This is a genomic window from Echinicola sp. 20G, from assembly GCF_015533855.1.
Lineage (GTDB): Bacteria > Bacteroidota > Bacteroidia > Cytophagales > Cyclobacteriaceae > Echinicola.
Genome location: NZ_AP024154.1, coordinates 793810 through 816970, shown reverse-complemented (window position 1 = coordinate 816970; position 23161 = coordinate 793810). Strand labels below are relative to the sequence as shown.

Sequence of the window (23161 nt, the reverse complement as noted above, 5' to 3'; positions counted from 1 at the left end):
GAAAGCAAGATTCTCTCCGGTACTGTAGTTATGGCATATCATTACATATTTGGTTTTATGAAAGAATTTTAGAATAAATTTGTTTTTTAGGTCAAATGGTCTATATTTAGTTCTGGATTGAATCTCAGTTCTATACAATTATTCCATCTATTTCATCGCAAAGCTTATTCCTGAAAAACAATGAACCCAATAAGGCTTAATCATATATTAAAAAAGATAGTGGAAAAAAATGATGAGAAGGCTTTTTCGGTTTTCTTTGACCACTATCACACTAGACTTATCAATTTAGCTTTGTTGTTTTTACCCAATTACCAACAGGCAGAAGAGGTAGTTTCCGAGGTGATTTTAAAATTACTTCAGAAAAGGGAAGGCTTACTCCAAATTGAGAATTTTGAAGGGTATCTTTTCAAAATGGTTAAAAATAGGGCCCTGAATTCGATTAAGGCTTCCTCAAGGGAAAAAGGAAAAATAAGTATTGATGATATACAGGATTATCTTATCCCCGATATTTCAGACCCTGAAAAGAAGATGATCAATGGAGATTTAAAAAGGGAACTCAACCGGGTGATTGCAAACTTACCACCCAAAAGAAGGTTGGTTTTCAAAATGGTAAAAGATGAGAATTTGTCCTACAAAGAGGTGGCAGAGATATTGGAAATATCAGAGAGGACGGTTGAAGTGCACTTAAAACTGGCCATTACGGATTTAAGGGGTACCCTCCAACAATTTTATGATGAATATCAAGGAAGGATTTTAGTTTCAAATCAACGGTTTCTGTCATTGTTTCTTTAGTACAGGAATATATAGAAAGGATATTTTTTTGTGTTTGTAGTTCCATTCTTAATTTTTTTCTGAAAAAGTAAAAAAAGTTAAATTTTCATTACGGGTTTTATTGGAAACTGTTGTCTTTAATATTGATCGAGATATTATGACTTCATGGACAAGAACCAAGATATAGAAATTTTATTAATCAGATTTTTTCAAGGAAATGCCTCTTCTTCTGAAAAGAAGGCTGTGTACGACTGGGTGAAAAAGGATCATAGCAACCAATATGAGTTTGAAAAACTCCAGGCTTTTTGGCATACTGACCTCGAGGACAATAAGCTGATCAATCACGAGGATCAAAAAAGGAAAATTTGGGAACAATATTTAAGCGAAGGGGCTAAGAGAAGAAGAGGAAGTTGGGATATTAGGAGGACAAGTTATGGTGTGGCCGCATCATTGGTAGCAATTTTGGTCTTATCCATCATATTTTTCAACAAGCAGGAGGAAGCAATCCAACCTATTTCACTTACGAAGGTCCACAAATCAAACCCAAAAGGACAAAAGTCCCAATTTCAGTTACCGGATGGTTCCAAAGTTTGGCTCAATGCGGAAAGCAAACTTTCTTACCCGGAGCATTTTTCGGACTCTGGTAGGTTTGTAACACTTGAGGGTGAAGCATTTTTTGATATAGTAACTGACACAAGTAGACCTTTTGTAGTAAAAGTTGAAGACCTCGAGGTGGAAGTTTTGGGCACAGAGTTCAATGTTCATGCTTTTAAAGAAGATGATAGATTAAGCGTGGCACTATTGGAAGGAGCTGTCAAAGTAAAAAATCATAAGAAGGGTTATGAGAAAGAGCTCGCCCTAACACCCGGGAAAGGCCTGACCTATCTTAAATCTCTAAATGCATTTCATGAGTTCAGCAAAGAAAATGATGCAAATACATTTGATAAGGCCATCTTATGGAGAAATGGGGAATTGATTTTTGATGGAACGGACCTTTCAGGTTTTGTAAAGGAAATCAGCAGGTGGTATGGTGTAAGTGTAGAAATCAAGGGAGTTCCTGATCAAAACTGGAACCTAAAGGGAACTTTCAAAAATGAATATTTATCGAATATCCTGGATGCGGTTTCCTATAATAAGGATTTTGAATATGAACTGGATGACAAGAAATTGATACTGATGTTTAATTGAAAAAACGATCTAGCCTATGAAAAGAAATACCGTATTGATCTGCCAATCAATACGGTAAATGAGAAGTTCAATTGCCTTTCTTAAAACAATAAAACCATTCAAAAATATGAAAAAAAGAGTACTAAAACTATTGCTCATGGGATTTACCTATTCTATAATTGGGCTGTTTATGCAGGTGTTATTTGTAAATATGCTATGGGCCACGGATTCCAATGCCCAAAGTGTCAAAAGCATGAAAGAAGTAAGTGTCAATGTCGGCTTTAATAATATAAAGCTTGAAGATCTATTTAAGGATTTGGAATCAAAAACCCCATTCACATTTGTTTATGACAAAACGGATCCTTTCTTATCTGATCGGTTTAGTTTGGAGAAGCAAAGACAAAGTGTCGAGGATATATTGGTTCAAATTGCCAAGGAGAAGCAATTAAAATTCAAACAGGTAAATCGTAATATCAGCGTTAATAAAGCCAATCCAGGCTCAAGTATCATAGAATATGCAATCCGAGAGTTTACGGTCTCTGGAAAGATAGTTTCCAGTTCTACCAATGAACCTATCCCAGGTGTAACGGTATTGGTGAAAGGATCTACAAGAGGAACCGTTTCAGATATAGACGGGAACTTTTCGGTAGAGGTTCCTGATGAAGGAGGAATATTGGTTATCTCTTTTGTAGGGTATAAGACCCAAGAAATAGAGATTTCAAATCAGAGTGAAGTTGAAGTTAAGTTAGAGGAAGATTTTCAGGGATTGGATGAAGTCGTAGTGGTTGGGTATGGAACCAAAAAGAAATCCAACTTGACTGCGGCTGTTGAAATGGTAAACCCAAAAGTATTGGAGAACAGGCCCGTCAGGTCAGTTGCAGAAATGCTGGAAGGGGCAGTGCCTGGTCTAAACGTAAACCTGACATCTGGAGCCCCAGATGCAACAGCTAACCTGAATATCAGAGGCTTTACCGGCTTGGGTACCACTCAGTCCCCATTGATACTGGTAGATGGGGTAGAACAGGATATTAATACGGTCAACCCAAATGATGTCGAATCGATTTCAGTATTGAAAGATGCAGCAGCATCGGCTATTTATGGTTCCAGGGCTCCTTTTGGTGTTATTGTGATCACAACAAAAAAGGGACAAAAAGGAAGTCCAATGCAGGTGGGTTACTCTACCAATGTTCAGATCAACTCTCCATTTATGTTACCACATACCCAAAACTCATTGGATTTTGCTTTGGATATGAATGATGCTTTTTACAATTCCCAGCAGGTAACAGGATTCTATCCCCAGTCTACCATTGATAATATTAGAAGATATTTGGCAGGAGAAATCCCCAATAATAGTAGGATTGGTGAACGTGATGGTGGGAATGCAGAAGATGATATGAGGTGGGAGGCACACAACTATGCCCATTCAAATACAGACTATGTGGGAGAAGCATTTAAAAATCATTCCGTTAATGCAACCCATAATCTAACAATTTCAGGTGGAGACAAAAGTACAACCTATTATTTGGGATTAGGTTACAATTCAAAAGAAGGGGTGTACAATACCGATTTGGATAAGTTTTCCCGTTACAATGCGATGTTAAAAGTAGATACGGATATAAATAAATGGATGAATGTGGGGTTGAATATTCGTTATTCTAATATTAGAACTACACGACCAAATTACAGGGGAGCAGCTGGAACTGCAGGTTCTGATGGAAATCTGTGGAATAATATCAGCTACTTTCCTAATGTTCCCATAAAAAACCCAGATGGCAACTACCATTGGTTGAGTGCTTTTCCGGTTTTTGATGGATTGCAGGGTACTTTTGAAAGTAATGAAGATGAACTTTGGATGTCCCCAAATTTGGTAATCAAACCAATGGAGGGAATGACCATTAGAGGGCAATACTCAAGAAATATCACCTATAATAACAATCGTGTTACTACTTTTGAGGTCATGGTTGATCAAGGAGACGGAACCTTTAGAAGATCGGCCAGGTCCGCTGCCTATGACCAATTGGATAGATTGGAAGCGAATAGACATTATTATCAAGCTGATTTCAATGTAGAATACAAGAAGGATATTGATGATCACCATATGTTGTTTCTTGTTGGGGCCCAGCAAGAGCACAACAGATATAATGCAATTAATAACAGTAGAAGGGAGCTCTATAGTAGGGATTTTCCTGTTCTGAGCAATGCTTATGGTGCTAATTATTCCATGACAGAAAGCTTGTATGAGTGGGCCACTAGAGGGGTTTACCTAAGGGCAAGTTATAATTATCAAAGTAAGTACTTGTTGGATTTTAATGGACGGTACGATGGCTCATCAAGGTTTGCACCTGAGTCGAGATGGTCATTTTTTCCTTCCGTATCGGCAGGGTATAATGTAGCAATGGAAGATTTTTGGCCAGCAAAAGAGATAGTCAATGTATTTAAGCTGACAGGTTCATGGGGTAAACTGGGAAACCAACGGTTGGATGTAAACGGTAATGGAAGTACTAATGATAACGAGGACTTGTATACCTATCAACCGGTATTTGGGACCAACCCAACGACAAGATCGATTATAGAGGGATCTCAGCAGCCTTACGTAACATCTCCTCCTTTAGCCAGATCTGATAGAACATGGGAAAAACCACAGTCAATAGGTTTTGGGATTGAAGCTGGTTTATTTCAAAGCAGGTTGAAAATCGATTACCATTGGTATCAAAGAACGACCTATGATGCGTTAGGTGTTGCTGAACAACTACCGGTTGTATTGGGCACGCCTGTACCAAGGGCCAACAATGCGGTAACGGAAACAAGAGGTTGGGAAGTTTCTCTCGATTGGGAAGATGAAGCATTTAATATTAATGGGTCTCCCTTGAGATATGGTGTCCGAGGTATATTGTCAGACTATATCGGTTATGTGGTGGAGTATGGTCCAGGAAATGATGCTGGTCTCAGAAATGGAACTTGGACCCCAGGTGAAGTTTTTGGACAGGTATATGGTCAAAGGTTCGAAGGAATTGCCCAAAATTCTGAAAATATGACTGATTGGGTAGCCAATGGAAATGGCTTTTATTTCCCTGGGGATGTCTATTATAAAGACTTGGACGGGGATGGTATCATTGGTAACGGGTCTGGGGGATATTGGTTTGCCCAAGGGGATAGAGAGCTTTTGGGCTATAGTTATCCTCGATACAAATATGGTGTTTTCTTGAATTTAGGATGGAAGAATTTCAGTTTTTCAGCGTTTTTAGATGGGGTTGGGCAAGAAACACAGTGGGTGAGCAATACAAACGCAATGGGACATGCTTCCACTACAGGCTGGTCTTCAAGGACTGCATATGACCTTCATCAAGATTTAGGGTATTGGACGGTAGATACTCCTGATGCATTCTTCCCTAGAGTTTACCAAAATGGTAAAAATACAAATCAGGCCAATGATCATTATATGCTCAACCTTTCGAATTTACGAATCAAGAATATCAACCTGACCTATGCTTTCAATCAGGAACTGATTAGCCGTATTGGCCTCAAACGCGCATCGTTAAATGCTTCAATCGAAAATATTGGTTTTATCTATAATAATTCATGGTTAAAGCTGGACCCTACGCTGATCAGAAATGGTGTAAGCGGTTACCCAACTTCAAGGACCGTTTCATTTGGGCTAAATGTAGGATTTTAAAGAAACTTAAAAGATGATGACGATGAAAAATTATATCATATTATATATCGCTTTAATCGCGCTAAGTATTGTCACTCCTGCCTGCGATGATGATTTTTTAAACTTGCAACCTTTGGACAGCTTCAGTGAAGATGGTTTTTTTACAAGTTCGAGTGATCTGAAGAGCTATGTCAATGCTTTTTATGACAATAATATGCTTTTAAGGACAATGGGAAACAACAGGGTTCTCAATTTAGAAAACGGTACGGATAACTTGGTGTCTTCAGGCCCAGCGGGTAGAATAAACACCAGGGGAGTTTCTGGTGCTGCTCCTGGTTCAATTGGCTGGGATGGGCATTATGGATTTATCCGAAGAGCGAACTATTTACTTGAAAATACTTACAAGGTGCCCAGGGATGTTTTATCAAGGCAATATACAGGAGAAGCTTTTTTTACCAGGGCAGTGGTTTACTTTGATCTTTTGAGCACATACGGAGGGGTTCCAATTATCACCAAGTCACTCAATATTGGTAGTGATGAACTCTACAAACCAAGAGATGAGAGGGATGTGGTAGCTTCTCAGATCATCAAGGATTTGGATTCAGCGATCGTAAATTTATCCTGGAAATCGGACGCTGGTGTAGGGAGGATCAATAAGGAAGCAGCTCTTTTACTAAAGACACGTGTTGGGCTATTTGAGGGAAGTTGGGAATATTACCATGGAAAAAAGGGTACTCCATTTGCTGTTGAAGGTAAAGATGGTTCAGGATTTTTACAGGAAGCTGTAGAGGCAGGTGAATTACTTATTGATCATCAGGGAAGTAATATCTATCAAGGAAGTCTGGTAGATCTTTTTCAACAAAAGGACTATTCCGGAATTTCTGGGGCATTCTTTTATCGTGTATTTAGTCAGGCAGCATCCCTTACTCATAATGTTTATGGAAATTATAATGAAGGGACAGGCTTGGGGATTACCAAGCAGTTGGTTGATGCTTTCCTGATGTCTGATGGCCTACCATCAGAAATTTCCAGCATGACATATGATGAAAGCAGTTTGAGATCATTGGGGCAAAATAAAGACCCACGACTATCTCAAACCATTTGGGCAAGGCCAGTTGATCTGGAGGGGAATACCGTTAGATTTTATGATGCATTCGATGTTGCCAATGATCAAACTGGAGGTTCGCAACATGCCTACAGATCAAGCTACCCAGGTTTGATACAAAATCAACAACGCCAACCTTCACCTACAGGTTATAGACCATGGAAAGGGGTGTTATTTGATGTCACTGAGTGGAGAAACGGTGAAACTTCCGATTTGATCATGCGTTATGCAGAAGCCCTATTAAATTTTGCAGAGGCAAGAGCCATATTGGGAGAAATCACTCAGGACGACTTGGATAAAAGTGTGAATGTGATTCGCCAAAGGGCAGGTATGCCGGAAATGAATTTAGCGACAATCAATTCTTGGCCAGTAACCTATTCCACAAAAGATGGCTTTGATCCAGATGCATCCAATATCCTTAATGAAATTCGTAGGGAGCGAAGGGTTGAGTTGGCTCTGGAAGGTTTCCGTTGGGATGATATTAGAAGATGGGCAGCCTTGGATGAAGTATTTAATGGCTTCAAACCATTGGGAGCTCATGCAGCTGAGTTTATTTCATATTGGAATGATGAGAATGGCATAATTGAGCAAGAAGGATTTCAATGGGTAGGATTGAATGATGTGAAATTATTGGAAGGAAACAACTTTGGGCTAGATGAGACTGGAAACTATTTTAATCCATTCTTTAATAATGCAGATTTTGGAAATTCCGGGGATGGAGGATTTGTAGCTCCAGAAAGGGATTATTTATCCCCTATAGGTACCCAAGAAATTGAGATTTATCAGAGCAAAGGAGGAGTAACCCTTGAGCAAAATCCAGGATGGTTTTAATCGAAAATTTTAATCAAAAAGTCATGAAAAAATACATTTTAATATTATTGACAGGTTTATCGGGGATATTTTGTTCCTGCGATCCAAGAATAGATATGGATTTAGCGCAATGGGGAGATCAGGCCTTTATCCAGAACGTCCAAATTTTTGAATATGAAGTGAAAGACGATTTTCATCTTTCCGAATACTATAATAATGATCAAGAAACTACAGGGATTAGAAGGGTAATATTGAGTGGGACCAACGTAGAAATTGATAATGATAATTTTGTGGTAACCATTACTGTCCCTTCTTTGGAAGATCTTACAGAAGCAGGATTCTTGATAACCCATAGAAGCCAACTGGTTGAGCCTTTAAATGGCTCACCCAAAGGAGGGGTTATTAGTGATTTAAGCTTTGGTAGTTTTATGTATCGACTTCACTCTGCAGACGGTTCTCTCCATGATTGGACCATTAACCTGGTTGATTAAAAGGAAACAAAAAGGGTTGCTGTGGCGAGGAGTTCATGGAAACGTGAACTCCTCGCTTTTTAAAAAAGTAAAAAATTCCTCAGTCAGTTCATTTTGTTCTTCAGACTGAGGGTTAAAACTGAAAAAGTATCATTTGATGAGTATAATTAGAATATTTTGGATAGGGTTCTTAACAATGTTTGTTTCGAATGGACTTATAGCCCAGGGTAAGCAGTTTGCTGATGGATGGGAATATGTTGGAATTGCTGTCAGTGAGCCTGGGTATACAGTGTGGGGAACCTCCCCTGTAATGGATCAGGAAGGGAAAGTCCACCTTTTTGTGGCCAGGTGGAAGGGCACTACCGTGGAGCCGGGATGGCGGTCTGGAAGTGAAATAGCCCATTATGTAGGAGAGGGGCCGGAAGGGCCGTTTGTTTTTTCGGATGTGGCTATTGCAGGAACTGGCCTGGATACATGGGATAGGTTTGGTGCCCATAATCCTGCCATCCATTTTATAAATGGAAAGTACGTATTATTATACATTGCCAATGATAATCCCAAACCGCCCATACATCCATCCAACCAAAAGATAGGAATGGCAGTTTCAGAAAGTCCTTATGGGCCCTGGAAAAAAGTGAACAAGGATGGGTTGATATTGGACGTCCCTAAAAATCCTGATTATTGGAACTATAAAGCCACAAACGGGGTGAACAACCCCGCGCTTTTGAAGCACCCCGATGGGGGTTACTTTTTGTATTTTAAATCTGAGAAAGCCAGAATGGGACTTGCAGTATCGGAAAATTTGAAAGGTCCTTATGTTCAGCTTCCTTTTCCTGTAACCTCTAATGAATCGAATATTGAAGATGGTTATGCTTTTATGCATGAAGGTAAATTTGCCTTGTTGACGACGGATAACCATGGGATAATCGAAGAAGGAGGTGGTCTGTTGTGGCTATCTGATGATGGGATTACTTTCGAGAAATATGAAAAAGGATTTCATCGAATCAATGCCTATCTCCCAATAGACATGTCGAAAGTGGCTGTTCACTATGGTCCCAAGAATCGTCCATATGCGAAATTCGAGCGTCCTCAACTGCTGATGGTTGAAGGGAAGCCACAGTACCTTTATTTACCCTCAGGTACCAATGTCTTTGGCGGAGACTATACGGTAAGTTATATCCTGAAATCAAAGGAATAAGTCTAAAACCAAAATTTTCTCATCAAATAAAATTTAATGGAGAATGAAGATTTTGATTGTAAAAGGAATTATCTGCTACTGTAAAGTTTGTAAAGCTTCATAAATATCAAAATGAAAAATGTAAATAATATGCATTTATATAAGTTCAAATTGACACTAATTCTTTTGCTCATATTTTCTTCGTATGGAAGTTATGGGCAGCAGATATCCGAAAGGATCCAGCCAATAAGTTCCGATAATATTTTCGAAACGGAAGAGTTTTACAATTGGGGAGGTTCGATTCTTAAAGGTGAGGATGGTAAATATCATTTGTTTTATTCCAGATGGCCAAAGGCGACCAAGTTTACCGGTTGGTTATTGTATTCGGAGGTAGCTCATGCTATTTCTGACCATCCTGCTGGACCATGGACATTTAAAGAGACCGTATTAGAAGGGAGGGGAAAAGGATACTGGGATGCTATTACGGCCCACAACCCCAAGATTAAATTCTTTGATGGGAAGTATTATCTCTATTACATCTCTACAAACCTAGGGGAAAACAATGAGTACACAGATGAGGAGTTAATGGAAACTAGTCTTACAGGATACAGTCATCCAAATTGGAAAATATTAAGACCAAACCAGCGTACAGGAGTAGCTGTGGCGAATTCATTGAAAGGGCCCTGGATTAGACAGAACAAACCTTTGATAGAACCATCAGGTCCGATTACTACATTAACAGTAAACCCAGCAATTGATAAGGGAAAAGATGGTAAATACTATTTGATAGTAAAAGGAGATAAACCTAATGAAACCAAGTTTGTCAGAAATCAAGCTATGGCCATTTCTGATAGACCTGATGGTTCTTTTGTCATATTGCCAGATCCGGTTATTGATTATATGGATACTGAAGATATGTCTCTTTGGTATGATGAAACTAGAAATAAATATTTTGGTGTTTTTCATGCCCACACATTTATAGGATTGGTTAGTTCGAAGGATGGAATCCATTGGGAAAAAGATGATGATTTTGAATTGATGAAAAAGGCCATCATAAAAAAGAATGGGGAAACGATTTATCCTGATAGGATGGAGAGGCCGTTTGTTTATGAAGAGAATGGAGAAGTGTCAGTTTTGGGCTTAGCTGTGAAAAAGGGAGATAAATCATTTATTGTTACAATACCTCTAAAAGACAAGAATTGATGATTTTTTCTTTAATTATTTAAGAGGTCTGATAGTATTTTCGATTCCGAAATTAGGTTGTTTGGAATTTATAAAAGATAATCTAACAATGTATCAAGGAAAACAAGGGGGCGATTTAAGAAGCTTCAATTATATATGAAAAGTAAAATGTACATAAGAGTTAAAATTCAGTTAGCCTTAATTTTGATAGTCATTATCACCTCTATTACTCCTACCGTATTTGCGCAATCCAATTTAACTGTACCTGTTCCAAATCCTGCTCAATTGGCATGGCAGAATGCCGAGTTGGTTGCTGTCTTTCATTATGATCTCCATGTTTTTGATGGAAAAAAATACGTCCAGCGAGAAAATAGGATTACCCCAGTTCCTGATTATAATATCTTCAACCCGGAACAATTGGATACCGATCAATGGGTGAAATCTGCCAAGGACATGGGGGCTAAAATAGCCATTCTAACGGCGACCCATGAGACAGGATTTGCTATCTATCAAAGTGATGTCAACCCTTATAGTCTAAAGGCACTAAAGTGGCGTGATGGGAAAGGGGACATAGTTGGTGACTTTGTTGAATCCTGTCGGAAATATGGGATTGAACCAGGGATTTATATAGGTATACGCTGGAATTCCTTTTATGGAATCCATGATTTTAAAGTTCAGGGAGAAGGTGGATTTTCTAAAAACAGGCAAGAACATTATAATAGGATGTGCGAGGGTATGGTAGAAGAGCTTACTTCCAAGTATGGTGATTTGGCCATTATTTGGTTTGATGGTGGTGCCCATGGTCCCAAGCAGGGTGGGCCTGATGTCCAGGGGATAGTGGAAAGGAACCAACCCAATGCTATTTTCTATCATAATCTGGAAAGGGCTGATATCCGATGGGGAGGAAGTGAATCGGGGACCGTTCCATATCCTTGTTGGGGAACATACCCTGCACCTTCATGGTTTGCCAACAGAGGGGATTCCATAGGTTTTAGGCCTATAAAATATGGGGATCCCGATGGGGATTATTTTATGCCAGCTATGAGTGACGCTCCGTTAAGGGGATATGATGGAAGACATGAATGGTTTTGGGAACCAGGAGATGAAGACCATATTTTCCCTTTGGAAAATTTGATGCATATGTATGAAAACAGTGTTGGCCACAACAGTACTTTGATTTTGGGAATTACTCCTGATGATAATGGACTGGTTCCTGTAAAAGATGCCAATCGAATGAAGGAATTTGGTGATGAGGTAAAAAGAATATACACTTCACCAATTGCCGAAACATCCGGTACCGGAAAAAGACTTATGCTAAAACTGGAAAAGGGTGAAGTGATCAATCATGTTGTACTGCAGGAAGATATTCGTTTTGGCGAACGCATCCGGGCTTTTGTATTGGAAGGGAAAGCAAGTGGTAAATGGAAAGAAATCTATAATGGAAGCTCTATTGGGCATAAGCATATCATAGTATTGGAAGATATGGAAGTGGATGGATTAAGATTGATGATCAAAGAGTCAAAAGGAGAACCTATTATTCAAGTATTTAAAGCTTACTTGAATTGAAGCAAGGATCAATTTTAATTAGATTTCTAGGTTGTTTGTTAATTGTAGTTTTAAAAAAAAACTGATTCTTCTCAAAGATGCTTGTGATTATAGATCCATGGAAAAGATAGTTGAGAATTCGTAAAATTCGTACGGCTCGTACCCCTCGTACCGTACGAATTTTACGAAGTGGAAATGATATTCAAAAACATGCAAATGAATTCAATTCTAAATCAAAGGTTCGTTTCCTGAAATTTGTCCATCTTCAAGTAGGTCTATTTTCTGCTTTTTACATCAAAAAGAAAAAATATCATTCAAAAATTCGAATCGAAAAATGGACTTATTTGGCAATTAGAGCCACTATTGAATAATATGATTCAAATAAATTCAGCGCTATAAAACCAAAATGAACCTGTCCCTACATTTGTCCCTATTTTTTCATAAAATACTGTTTATCAGTGTTTTTAAATAGTTCAGTTCCCGCTACTACGAAGGATACCAAATGGTATCCTTTTTTTGTTTGTGATTTTTTTGTTTTGATCGATTTGATTGAATATTACGGAAATCAAATCAATTAAGAGGCCGTGCGTGGCAGAAAAATGCTGATTGATGACATAAATCCGACTTATTCAAATTGTCAGCTTGAATTGTGTGAAATTTGCTTTTTGAACTAAGTTAAGTGTATTGTGTAGTAAAATAGGACTTGATGTATTCTTGGTTATTACAGTTTTTTAATTTTCATTTTTATATAGCGATTATGTTTCAGGGTATAAATTGGATGTATATAGCTATTGGGGCTTTACCTGTGTTTTTCAATGCGGGGATTTTGGCTTACATCCTATTATGGATGCCCAAGCGCCGCGAGACCAATGTGTTTTCAATGTTTATCCTAGCTTTGATTTTTTGGCAGTTTCAAGATTTTTTACTTAGGGTAGGCATAAGTGAAAGTTCGGCCAGATTTGTGTTTGAATTTTTCAGTATTGGATGGATGATGATTGGTTCTTTATTGTTTCATTTTGTTTGCATACTCACAGAAAAAAAGTTTTTTAACCATCGAGTCATTTATCTTATTGTATATGGACCTAGTTTAGTGTTCTATGTTTTTCATCAGGCTGACCCTACCACATTTGAAGTAAGTTATCAAGGCTTTTGGGGGTACGTCGTCAATGTTAGACCAAATACTGTAGATTTGGTTCAGCGGATATGGATTTTTTTCCAATCTCTTGTAGGTTTAAGTATACTAGTAGCTGCTTCATTCAATAAGGAAGGTTCTGCTAATAAGCGAAAGCAATATAAGGTTTTAGCAATAGGAGGAGTGGCACCATTAATCATTGGAGGGGTAACACAAGTTATGCTGCCTTCTTTGGGCTTAAAAGAAGTTCCTATGACTTCTTTTTTTATTTCGATTTTTTCTTTCAGTTCCATACTGGCTTTGGGGAAGTATAAGCTGTTTGATGTTACAAGGTCTTTGGATTCAAAGAAGATACTGAAAAGCTTAAACCATGGGGTTATGGTCTTGTCCGTTGAGGATGAAGTAATTTATGCGAATCCTGCTTCTTATCAAATGTTTCCTTTTGGAAGATTGAACAAATTTCCAAATATGAGAGATGTGTTTTACTCAGAAAGTGATTATAAAAAGTTCCATATAGAGGTGGTGGAGAAAGCGCGACTGGGTGAGCGGGTGAGTAATTTTAAGTTTTCTTTTAAAGCAATGCGGGGGCAGATAAAATATGTGATGGTTACAGCCCATATCATTCAAGAAGGAGATGAGAATCATGGTTTAATCATTCATTTGAATGATATTACTGAGTTGATTCTTGCCAATGAAACTATTGATATAATTAACAAAAGATTCAAATTTGTTTCCAAAGCTTCCAATGAGGCAATTTGGGAATGGGATATAGATGGTGGAGTGGTTTATTGGGGAGACAGTTATTCGCATTTATTTGGCCACAAACTTAGGGGCGGGGTAAGTACAATCGATCATTGGGAAGAAAGATTGCATCCAGATGACAAGGAAAAAGTTGTTTCTTTTATAAAAGATTATGTAGAAAGAAAGTCGGATGTACGATGGGAGCAAGAGTATCGTTTCCAGAAGAAATGTGGAGATTATGCTTATGTTTTGGACAAAGGGTACTTAATTAAAGACGTGAATGGCAAGCCTTACCGTATGGTGGGAGCAATGCAGGATATTACGCACATCAGGTCTTACATAGATAGAATAGAAAGGCAAAACACAGAGTTGAGCGAAATTACTTGGATGCAGTCTCATGAGGTAAGGGCTCCTTTGGCTAGGTTGATGGCTGTATGTAATTTACTCCAAGAACATGGGTTTCATGTGATGAAAGAATATGAAGCAGTGGAGTTGATCAGCAGTTCTTGTGAGGAGCTAGATGAGGTGATTCGACGAATCGTGAGGAAAGCTGAAAAAGTGAAGGATTGAGGAAAGATTTTTTGGATGATTTTCATATTATTTTTTTTATTTAAAAGCAGGTTATTTGATTTTTATTAAGGGTTCCTTATTTTTCAATTGATTTTGATTTTATAAACAAAGCAATGCTTACCCTATCTGAAAAAGAAATTGTTACAATAGCCAATTATTTACTTAAAGGCAAGGTTTGTTATTACCAAGAAGACAAAAAAATTATTCATCATCTTCCAGATGAAGAGGATAATTTTAATGAAAATCTCACACCCGAGGAAGAAGATTTGTTGGATGAGATAGATTCTGATCCAATGAATTTTGCGGAATTCGTGAAAATGGAGCCTGCTCAAGAATCACTGATCATGGATCAGTTTACGGAGCAGTTTGTGGAAAATAAATCTTTTCAGGAAGATTTGTACGACGCCCTGACCAAAAGTAAGGCCATGGAGAGATTTACTTTTTTAATTGAGGAATCAAAAAATTACAGGCAAAAGTGGCTGGATTACCGTCTCCAAAAATATAAGGATTGGGTAATGGAGCAGGTCGATAGCTATAACACTTTAGAAGAATAAATTTAAATGGAATCCCTGGCTTTTTAGCTGGGGGTTTTTGTTGGAATTATTTTACAATAAGCACTGGGAGGTTTTTGTCATGAGCAATCAATTGTTCGGCTATACTTCCGATCAATAGATCTCCTTCATCCTTTTTCCCTTTGTTGCCTGCAATGATTAAGTTAGCAGATTCTCGAACAGCATAATTATAAATTAATTTGCTGATGTGTAGGTCGCTATCTTTTAATAAAGTGATTTCTTCTGAAAGGTCATGCTTTTTTTGAAAACGCTTGTACTGTTTTTTAGCTTCGTTTTCCAATTCTTGAGCATATTTGTTGAAGTTTTTGATGTAGGGGAAATATTGAACACCTGACTTGATTACGTGTACTGGGTGAAGGGAACTATTGATTATATTTTTCAAATTAAGTCCAATATTAATGACTTTGTCCGAATATGGGCTGAAGTCCAAGGCAATCACTACATTTTCAAAGTTTGGATACGTGATTTCTGGAACAAATAACGTATTACAGTTAATCAGTCTGACGATTTTTCCACTCAATATTCCAGAGCCTAAATAGGCACTTTTTTTTCCTAAGATCACAAGCCCAAAATCTTCTTTGTCCATATAAGAAGCAAATGCTTCTACGTCTCCTCCTCGGTGAATGTGGAATTTGATGTTTTCGTTGTCTTTGCCAAAGTAGGTTTCGGCTTTCTCAGATAACTCATTTTGGATAACTTCTTCTATCGATTTTCCTAATTCAGGAACTAGCGAATTGATTTCAGAAGGTAGCTCTTCGATTTCTATTAAGTGAAGTAAGGTGAGTGAATCAAATTTGAAATAATCATCTAATCGCTTCACATAAGAAAGCAGTAAGTTGTCCATCTCAGTGAGGTCCAAACACAAGGCGATATGTCTTATTCTTTTCATTTCGACTTATTTTTTTGAATGTTCTTTTGCACTATTTGTGCTAGATTTTTTTCGTAGGATTTTTTATCCAGGTCTTTTTTGAGTGCTTCATTTCTCGCGTATTCATTTTGCAGGCCTTTGTACAGGCTGTAAATCATGATGAGTAATACCACTAAAAATGGAAGACCTGTGGTTATGGCTGCTGTTTGCAAGGCTGAAAGCCCACCTCCGATTAGGAGAACGGCGGCTACTGCTCCTTCTGAAAGGGCCCAAAATATTCTTTGACCAACTGGGGCGTCTAACTTTCCACCAGCCGTAATGCTATCAATAACTAATGAACCCGAGTCTGAGGAGGTGACGAAAAAACTGATTACCAACAGCACACCTACTGCTGATCCAATGGTTCGCAATGGAAATTCATGCAGAAATACAAATAGGGCAGTAGACTCATCAGCCACAATGTCTTTGGCAAGCTGATGCCCTTCATTTTGCATGTCCATGAAAATAGCGCTTCCTCCCATAGCGGTCAACCATACAAAGGTCAATAATGCAGGTACCAATAAAACGCCAAAGATAAATTCCCTAATGGTTCTTCCTCTTGAAACCCGGGCGATGAACATCCCAACGAAAGGTGACCATGAAACCCACCAGGCCCAGTAAAAGATCGTCCACGAACCTTGCCATCCACTGTCGCGATAGGCTTCTGTCCATGTGGAAACTTGTATGATTTGGTTGATATAGTTTCCTAAGTTTTGTATCAGGCTTCTGAAAATAAAAAGGGTAGGTCCGACAATCAAAACAAAAATCAGCATGATGGCAGCAATCCTAACATTCCATTCACTTAAAAATTTCACACCTTTGTCAATTCCAGAAAAGACCGAGAATGTGGCCACAATGGTAATGCCCGCAATGAGTAAAACTTGGATTGTAGTAGATACAGGGATTCCAAATAGATAGGATAGTCCTCCATTGACTTGCTGAACACCAAAGCCCAAGGAAGTAGCTAAGCCGAATAGAGTTGCCAAGACTGCCATGACATCGATTACGTCACCTATCCATCCATGAATTCGATCTCCCAATATTGGGTAGAATATCGAACGTATGGTCAAGGGTAATTTTCTATTGTAAGTAAAAAAGGCCAACGCCAATGCTACGATAGCATAAATCGCCCAAGCATGGAAACCCCAATGAAGGAAAGTAAGGTTCATGGCCCTTTCTGCGGATGCTACAGAAAATGGCTCTCCATATGGAGGCTTTGAGTAATGGGAAACTGGTTCGGCCACGCCCCAAAAAAGTAGACCAATTCCCATCCCCGCACTGAATAACATAGCAAACCAAGCGGAGGTTGAGAATTCAGTTTCTGCATTTTTACCTCCAAGTTTAATATTGCCAAATTTGCTGAATCCAAGATAGAAGCAAAATACGATAAAAGCATTTACTGAAATGATAAAGAGCCAGCCGGTTTTGTCCGTAATGAAAACCTGAATTTGGTCAAAAATATTTTCCATTGGTTCCCCCACAATGATCGTTATGGCGATAAAGGCAATGATCAGAACAGTGGCAGGCCAGAATACAGGTGCATGTACATCAAAATATTTATTGTTCATAATTATGCTTTTAGAAGTAATAGCCTAGGTTAATATTGATTCGTGTGTTCCAGTATGGGGAGCGGTCTATCGGGTTATTATCTGAAATTGGCTCATGGTAACTTTCTCCACGTCCTGCACCCAAGGCATTTCCCCCAAAAGAGTCACTGATCCAAGGGTGGTTATAGCCTGATGCAAAGTCAAAGTAAGTATAAATCTTACCAGCCGAGATTAAGGCCCCAAGTACATTTTGTTGGGTGTCCTGAAATTGTTGTGGTGTTCCGTTGATTAGGGTTTCTCCTGCTTTTTGAACATAGCTGTAATCATTATATACTTGTATGTTTGATATTGGACCCCACTTCACTGGGATATCATAAGCTATTCCTATGACATAAAGTAAGGCTTCTGATGCTACGTCATATGTCCCGAAGCCATAAGCACCCATTTGGACGCTACTCAGGTCAGTACCTGCATCATTTTCAACGTTGGTATAATGATAGTAGATGATTTCAGATTTTAGGTTCCATTTGGATTTGGTCCATTCTGCATGCAAGGCAGTAGCCCACTGATATCCTTTGTTTTTGGAAGATTGGTTATAAATTTCCATTTGTTGTACAGAGATGCCCAACTCAGTACCCTGAAGTTGATAGGTGGTTCTAAGATTGATTTGGTTTCTTTCGATGTTATTATTGCCCTCGATGGGCACCACATCATAGGAATACCTGGCACTTGAATATGCACCAAAGTTGGGGTCATTGGTGCCCCTTGGTTCAGCTAAAGGGAAGTAGGCAAGATTAAAAGTCCACTTGTCAAAATTCTTGGTTAAGTTGAAGCCAATCTGATGATCGTCTTCAAGCCCTAAATAATAGGGAGCCTGAAACCACCAACTATGGGAGGCATAGGTCAATAAGCCAAAAGGTACTTGAGTGATACCAAACTGCAGGTTGTATTGGTCTGAAAAACGATAGCCTATCCAACCATACTTTATGAAATGGGTGTTGAAAGTGGGATAAAATCTGTATTCGAAAGCAAATCGCAATCCGTTAGCGTAGGAGTCAACATTGATTCTCCAGGTGTCCCAAGTCCATTCATTTCTTGAGTCAGTTCCCAATGGGAAGGTTTGCCCTTCATAGATAGCATAAATCGTATTGAGTCTAAGTGCTCCACCGATTTTAAGCCAAGAGGTGTCTTTTTTGGTTTGATGATACAAAGAACTTACATTTTCAAGGCTTGATTTATGTATTCCGTAGTCTTTGCTGAACAATGAAGAGTTTGCCAGTTTGGATTCTATAGAATCTTTTGACAAATGTATATCTGTTGATTTGGCGTAGCTGGAAGAGGAAATTATTAAAGCCACAAAAAAGGAGATAAAAAAGAAATAAGGTTTAATAAGATAGTACATTTTGGCATTGCGCTATGGCTTTGAACAAAAGACTTGTTTCAAAAATTAAACTTGACCGTCAAGCTTGTATTTGACAGTAATCAATTTACTATTTTTTCTTGAGGAAGAAAAATGTTAATGTATTTAATAAAGAAAATATATGATAAAAAATATTTAATCTGCGCTATGACATTGAATATTTGATAAGAAAGTGTTGATGAACAGTTGGTGAGAATAGATATACTGTTCAAGAGTTTGTTTAGTGAAATCTTAGAATATTCATCATTTTCTGTATAAGTGTCCGTAAATTGATGTTTGAAGTATTTGAAACAGTAAAGATTTGCCTAGATTGAGTAAAATGAAACTAATTTTTTCGATAATTATGATTTTTATTGGTGTTTTTGAGGTAGTGGCCCAAGAGCACAAATGGACATGGGGAGGGAAAATTGATCCGCTTCAAGAGCGATATGAGGTAATACATTATTCACTTGACATAGAGATTTTGCCAAAGATTGAAGGCATCAATGCTTCTATGGAGATGACTTTTCGTAGGATAGGGAAATTAGATACCTTAAGGCTCAATCTAATCGATAACTACCAAGTGACCAAGGTCGAGGTAGGTGATGAGGAGATAAGTTTTAATCATCATGGCGATGATGTCTTGGATATATTTCCTCCAGAGAATGCCAATAGTGTAAAGATTTATTACAGAGGCAAGCCACCTGTTGCTGTAAATCCTCCATGGTCGGGAGGCTTTACTTGGGAAAAAGACCAAAATGGGAATTATTGGGTAGGACTTTCCAGTCAGCATGAAGGGGCGAAAATTTTTATGCCTTGTCTTGATCATCCTTCCAGTGAACCATCCCATGGAGTGGATATGTATTTTAAAGTTCCCTTCCCGTATTTTGTGGCTGCAAATGGGAGATTGTTGAATCAAGGAACAGGCTTAGGCTATAATTATTTTCATTGGGCCACAGCTTATCCAGTCAATAATTACAATATCAATTTCACGATGGGGCGCTTTTTTGAGTTGTCCAAGAATTTTAGTTCCACAAGTGGAAGGGAAGTACCTATGAAAGTATATGTCTTGGAAGAAAATAAGGCAAAAGCTTCCGGCTTGTTGGAGGTGCTGGAAAGAAGTGTGAAAACCCAAGAAAAATATTTTGGGTCATATCCTTTTCCTGAAGATAAAATTGCTGTTGTAGAAACTCCTTATTTGGGAATGGAGCATCAAACCATCAATGGCTATGGCAATAACTTTCAATATACCCAAGTGGGAGAGGTGAATTTCGATTGGTTATTACATCATGAATTAGGTCACGAATGGTGGGGAAACAAAATATCCGTTTCAGACTGGGCTGATTTTTGGATACATGAGGGGATTTGTTCTTACGGTGATATGTTGTTTTACCTTGAACATGGAGGGGAAGAAGCATACAAAGACCATGTAATGACCGCCGCAAGAGGTATAGAAAACAAACAGCCAATAGCACTGACTCCCAACAAAACTTCAGAAGAAGCTTACCAAGGGGATATTTATACCAAAGGGGCTTATGTAATGCATTCGTTGAGGTTTTTGTTAGGTGATGAGGTGTTTTTTCCTATGGTCAAAGACTTTGCAAAGGATGGTCGCTACACCTATACTAATCAGGTAACCACAAAGGATTTTATAGATTTTGTAGAGAATTACAGCGGAAAAGATCTAGAAGATTTTTTTCAAATTTATCTGTATTCAACTGACCTTCCAAAAGTTAAGATTAACCGAAAGGGGAAAAACAGGTTTGAAATTAAATTGACTAACGTTGATTTTATCTTGCCGATGGAAATTCAAACTTCGGAAGGGATTGAAAAGGTAGTTTTAAGTAAAGAAGCGATAAGGGTAAAAAGTGATCAGCCAATAGCGGTGGATCCTAATGGCTGGTATTTATTGGATAAGTAAGGGGATTAAAGTGCTTTCTGGAAACGAAAGTCCAGAAAACACTTGGTAATTGGAATTAGCTCGTTTTTTTAGCAGCATCTTCTACTGCTCTCCAAACTCTGAAAACATTTTTGTAACAAATTTTCTCAATGTCTTCTTTGCTGTATCCCCTTTTTAGTAGTTCTGCAATCAAATTGGGGTACATGGAAACGTCCTTCAAGCCATTAGGCAATGAATCACCTACGCCATCAAAATCAGAGCCGAAACCTACATGGTCGATGCCTGCAATGCTTACAACATGGTCAATGTGGTCAGCTACCAATTTCACGTCGGGAAAGACATTGTGTTCTGCTGTGTATTTTTCGATATAAGCTTGCGCTGCAGAGTCGCTTCTACTGAATTCATTTTGAGCCAGCCAGTTTACGATGTGTTCTCTGACCTCGGCTGTTCTGTCATTGTAGTTTCCATCAATGAAGCTGCCGCCAAAATTGATCATGATGACACCATTTTCCTCACCTAGTTTCTTGATCATATCATCATCCATGTTTCGTTCAAAACCTGGCGTGTATTTTCTGCAAGAACTGTGAGATGCTATAACAGGAACATCAGTCAGTTCCATCACATCATAAAAAGTGTCATCAGAAACATGGGAAATGTCAACCATAATACCCACTTTGTTCATCTCTTTGACCACCTCTTTGCCAAATTCAGTGAGACCTCCATGTGTTCTTGCTGTATCATAAGAAGAGTCTCCGATAAGGTTGTCTTTGCCGTGGGTTAGCGTGATATACCGAATTCCTTTTTCATGAAAGTAGGCTACATTTTCAATGTTATCCTCAATTCCTGCTCCATTTTCCATACCCATTGGAAGAGAGATTTTCCCTGCTTTAAAATTGGCTTCAATATCATCAGGGCTGTAAGCCATGGCAAATTTTTCAGGCCATGTATCGGCCAGTCTTTTGGTCATCAGTATTAAAGAGTCAGCCAAATTTTTAGCTCCTCCCATTTCCTGATACCTTGCTGGAAGGTAAATAGACATAAATGGGGCATCAAGGCCTCCTTCTTTTGATCTCGGAAAGTCAAAGTTGCCTCCATCTGTTCTTTCAGAAACGTCCAGTATTTCCCTTTGCAGGGTAAAACCTCCCACTTTCATCCTGTAAGGTAAGTCGACATGGCCATCTACCATGATTGTTTCATGCGCTATTTCTTTAGCAGCTTCCAGTCTTTCTTCATCACTCATAGTGGTGTAGTCAGCTTCTACTGGCTTTTCTTGGCAGCCTATTGCTGAGGCAAGTAAGAGTACGGATGCTTTTGTGAGTAGTGATTTTTTCATATGCGGATAGTTTTAGGCCTTAAGTTAAGATAGGATGAGGCCTTTTTCTGAAAAGATTTATAAACGGTGTAAATATGCTTTAAACAAATTTTTAAGAAGTGAGTTGCTTCTATGAAGATCAAAACTTATTAAATAGGAAGGATTTTTACTAAGTTTAGAGAATAATTTTTCAAAAGAACTTTAACCATAAAAAACTATAACATGAAAAAGTCAAACAAATTATTATTGCTGATAATGGCTGCGCCCTTGCTTTTTTGGCAATGTGGAGGTGCCGAAAAAAAGGAAGAGGTAAAAGAAGAACCAATGGTGGAGGTGGAGGAGGAAGTACAGCCATCTTTGACGCTATTGTGGGAAACGCCGGATGAGCTCACTACTTGCGAGTCTGTTCTGGTGGATGAAGAATCAGGAACCATCTATGTTTCAAATATTGCAGGAGATCCAAGGGCTAAAGATGGAGAGGGCTTCATTTCGATTATTTCAAAAGATGGAGAAATCATAGAAAAAGAGTGGGTTTCAGGAATTGATGCCCCTAAAGGAATGGGGCTTCTTGATGGAAAGTTGTATGTGACCAATATAGATGAGTTAGTGGAGATAGATGTGGAAAACGCAAAAGTATCCAATACATATCCTATTGAAGGTGCGGGTTTTCTAAATGATGTTGATGTGCATGGTGGGAAGGTCTATTTCTCTGATATGGAAAAAGGGCTGATTCATGTGTTGGCAGATGGAGAGATAAGTGTTGTGGCAGAAGGCCAGGCTAGTATCAATGGTGTGAGATTATCTGAAGATGGTACCTTGTATGGTTTGGACGGTGAAGGACTTAAAAAGTATGGAGAAAGTGGCACTGCCGAAATTCTTAACAGCAAAGTGACTGGTGGTGATGGTTTGATCATCTTAGGCGATGATGTTTATATTGCTAGTAGATGGGTTGGTGAAATATGGATTATAGATGGAAATGGGGAAACAAAGCTATTAGACACTAAAGATGCAGGATCTAATACAGCCGATATTGGTTATTTGGAGGATGAAAAAATCGTTTTGGTGCCTACATTTATGAAAAACAAGGTGGTGGCATACAAATTGGCATATTAAGCCATCTAATTTGTGCTGAAATACTTTAGAGTGAAGGTCTTCTTCACTCTTTTTTTTTGACATAAAATTCATATTTATTGATGTTTGTT

General features: G+C 38.4%; 16 protein-coding genes. 12 read left to right on the top strand and 4 right to left on the bottom strand.

Annotated features, from left to right (window positions below; genetic code table 11):
* Nucleotides 1–180 precede the first annotated feature (180 nt).
* The 10 genes from JL001_RS03620 (at nt 181) to JL001_RS03575 (ending at nt 14876) form a co-directional block, all read left to right on the top strand.
* The gene (locus JL001_RS03620) at nt 181–792 is read left to right on the top strand and encodes an RNA polymerase sigma factor (RefSeq protein WP_200974805.1); all 612 of its coding nucleotides are present in this window, start codon (nt 181–183) and stop codon (nt 790–792) included.
* A gap of 144 nt (nt 793–936) precedes the next feature.
* Nucleotides 937–1959 (top strand): FecR family protein, encoded by a 1023-nt coding sequence (locus tag JL001_RS03615; RefSeq protein ID WP_200974804.1) that lies wholly within the window; start codon nt 937–939, stop codon nt 1957–1959.
* Nucleotides 1960–2065: 106 nt separating this feature from the next.
* Nucleotides 2066–5611: a SusC/RagA family TonB-linked outer membrane protein gene (locus JL001_RS03610; protein ID WP_200974803.1), complete on the top strand. Its 3546-nt coding sequence runs from the start codon at nt 2066–2068 to the stop codon at nt 5609–5611.
* Between the two features lie 22 nt (nt 5612–5633).
* Nucleotides 5634–7526 (top strand): RagB/SusD family nutrient uptake outer membrane protein, encoded by a 1893-nt coding sequence (locus JL001_RS03605; RefSeq protein WP_200974802.1) that lies wholly within the window; start codon nt 5634–5636, stop codon nt 7524–7526.
* 23 nt (nt 7527–7549) lie between these two features.
* Nucleotides 7550–7996 carry a hypothetical protein gene (locus JL001_RS03600; protein WP_200974801.1) on the top strand — a complete coding sequence of 149 codons (447 nt, stop codon included), beginning with the start codon at nt 7550–7552 and terminating at the stop codon, nt 7994–7996.
* Nucleotides 7997–8132: 136 nt separating this feature from the next.
* Nucleotides 8133–9173 carry a glycoside hydrolase family protein gene (locus tag JL001_RS03595; RefSeq protein ID WP_200974800.1) on the top strand — a complete coding sequence of 347 codons (1041 nt, stop codon included), beginning with the start codon at nt 8133–8135 and terminating at the stop codon, nt 9171–9173.
* 129 nt (nt 9174–9302) lie between these two features.
* On the top strand, nt 9303–10355 hold the full coding sequence (locus JL001_RS03590) for a glycoside hydrolase family protein (RefSeq protein WP_200974799.1): 1053 nt from the start codon (nt 9303–9305) through the stop codon (nt 10353–10355).
* A 183-nt stretch (nt 10356–10538) separates the two neighbouring features.
* Nucleotides 10539–11900 carry an alpha-L-fucosidase gene (locus JL001_RS03585; protein ID WP_236252698.1) on the top strand — a complete coding sequence of 454 codons (1362 nt, stop codon included), beginning with the start codon at nt 10539–10541 and terminating at the stop codon, nt 11898–11900.
* Between the two features lie 757 nt (nt 11901–12657).
* Complete coding sequence (locus JL001_RS03580; RefSeq protein ID WP_200974797.1) at nt 12658–14322, top strand: PAS domain-containing protein; 1665 nt, start codon at nt 12658–12660, stop codon at nt 14320–14322.
* A 113-nt stretch (nt 14323–14435) separates the two neighbouring features.
* On the top strand, nt 14436–14876 hold the full coding sequence (locus JL001_RS03575) for a UPF0158 family protein (RefSeq protein ID WP_200974796.1): 441 nt from the start codon (nt 14436–14438) through the stop codon (nt 14874–14876).
* Nucleotides 14877–14922: 46 nt separating this feature from the next.
* On the opposite strand, the gene JL001_RS03570 is transcribed toward JL001_RS03575, so the two are convergent.
* The 3 genes from JL001_RS03570 to JL001_RS03560 are packed head-to-tail and all read right to left on the bottom strand — an operon-like array spanning nt 14923 to nt 18705.
* Nucleotides 14923–15783, bottom strand: a complete 861-nt coding sequence (locus JL001_RS03570) for a universal stress protein (protein WP_200974795.1) — start codon at nt 15781–15783, stop codon at nt 14923–14925.
* On the bottom strand, nt 15780–17369 hold the full coding sequence (locus JL001_RS03565; protein ID WP_200974794.1) for a BCCT family transporter: 1590 nt from the start codon (nt 17367–17369) through the stop codon (nt 15780–15782). The genes JL001_RS03570 and JL001_RS03565 overlap by 4 nt, the downstream gene beginning before the upstream one ends.
* Before the next feature lie 10 nt (nt 17370–17379).
* Nucleotides 17380–18705: a porin gene (locus JL001_RS03560; protein WP_236252697.1), complete on the bottom strand. Its 1326-nt coding sequence runs from the start codon at nt 18703–18705 to the stop codon at nt 17380–17382.
* 382 nt (nt 18706–19087) lie between these two features.
* Here JL001_RS03560 and JL001_RS03555 point away from each other — a divergent pair, with 382 nt between their 5' ends.
* Nucleotides 19088–20668, top strand: a complete 1581-nt coding sequence (locus JL001_RS03555; protein WP_200974792.1) for a M1 family metallopeptidase — start codon at nt 19088–19090, stop codon at nt 20666–20668.
* Between the two features lie 55 nt (nt 20669–20723).
* Here JL001_RS03555 and JL001_RS03550 read toward each other — a convergent pair whose 3' ends face one another.
* The gene (locus JL001_RS03550) at nt 20724–21980 is read right to left on the bottom strand and encodes a dipeptidase (RefSeq protein ID WP_200974791.1); all 1257 of its coding nucleotides are present in this window, start codon (nt 21978–21980) and stop codon (nt 20724–20726) included.
* 201 nt (nt 21981–22181) lie between these two features.
* Between JL001_RS03550 and JL001_RS03545 the strand changes: the two genes are divergently transcribed.
* Nucleotides 22182–23072 (top strand): SMP-30/gluconolactonase/LRE family protein, encoded by an 891-nt coding sequence (locus JL001_RS03545; RefSeq protein WP_200974790.1) that lies wholly within the window; start codon nt 22182–22184, stop codon nt 23070–23072.
* Nucleotides 23073–23161: the final 89 nt, after the last annotated feature.

Coding starts and splice junctions, on each gene's coding strand:
- JL001_RS03620 (WP_200974805.1), top strand. CDS start 181: ATGAACCCAATAAGGCTTAATCATATATTAAAAAAGATAGTGGAAAAA.
- JL001_RS03615 (WP_200974804.1), top strand. CDS start 937: ATGGACAAGAACCAAGATATAGAAATTTTATTAATCAGATTTTTTCAA.
- JL001_RS03610 (WP_200974803.1), top strand. CDS start 2,066: ATGAAAAAAAGAGTACTAAAACTATTGCTCATGGGATTTACCTATTCT.
- JL001_RS03605 (WP_200974802.1), top strand. CDS start 5,634: ATGAAAAATTATATCATATTATATATCGCTTTAATCGCGCTAAGTATT.
- JL001_RS03600 (WP_200974801.1), top strand. CDS start 7,550: ATGAAAAAATACATTTTAATATTATTGACAGGTTTATCGGGGATATTT.
- JL001_RS03595 (WP_200974800.1), top strand. CDS start 8,133: ATGAGTATAATTAGAATATTTTGGATAGGGTTCTTAACAATGTTTGTT.
- JL001_RS03590 (WP_200974799.1), top strand. CDS start 9,303: ATGCATTTATATAAGTTCAAATTGACACTAATTCTTTTGCTCATATTT.
- JL001_RS03580 (WP_200974797.1), top strand. CDS start 12,658: ATGTATATAGCTATTGGGGCTTTACCTGTGTTTTTCAATGCGGGGATT.
- JL001_RS03575 (WP_200974796.1), top strand. CDS start 14,436: ATGCTTACCCTATCTGAAAAAGAAATTGTTACAATAGCCAATTATTTA.
- JL001_RS03570 (WP_200974795.1), bottom strand. CDS start 15,783: ATGAAAAGAATAAGACATATCGCCTTGTGTTTGGACCTCACTGAGATG.
- JL001_RS03565 (WP_200974794.1), bottom strand. CDS start 17,369: ATGAACAATAAATATTTTGATGTACATGCACCTGTATTCTGGCCTGCC.
- JL001_RS03555 (WP_200974792.1), top strand. CDS start 19,088: ATGAAACTAATTTTTTCGATAATTATGATTTTTATTGGTGTTTTTGAG.
- JL001_RS03550 (WP_200974791.1), bottom strand. CDS start 21,980: ATGAAAAAATCACTACTCACAAAAGCATCCGTACTCTTACTTGCCTCA.
- JL001_RS03545 (WP_200974790.1), top strand. CDS start 22,182: ATGAAAAAGTCAAACAAATTATTATTGCTGATAATGGCTGCGCCCTTG.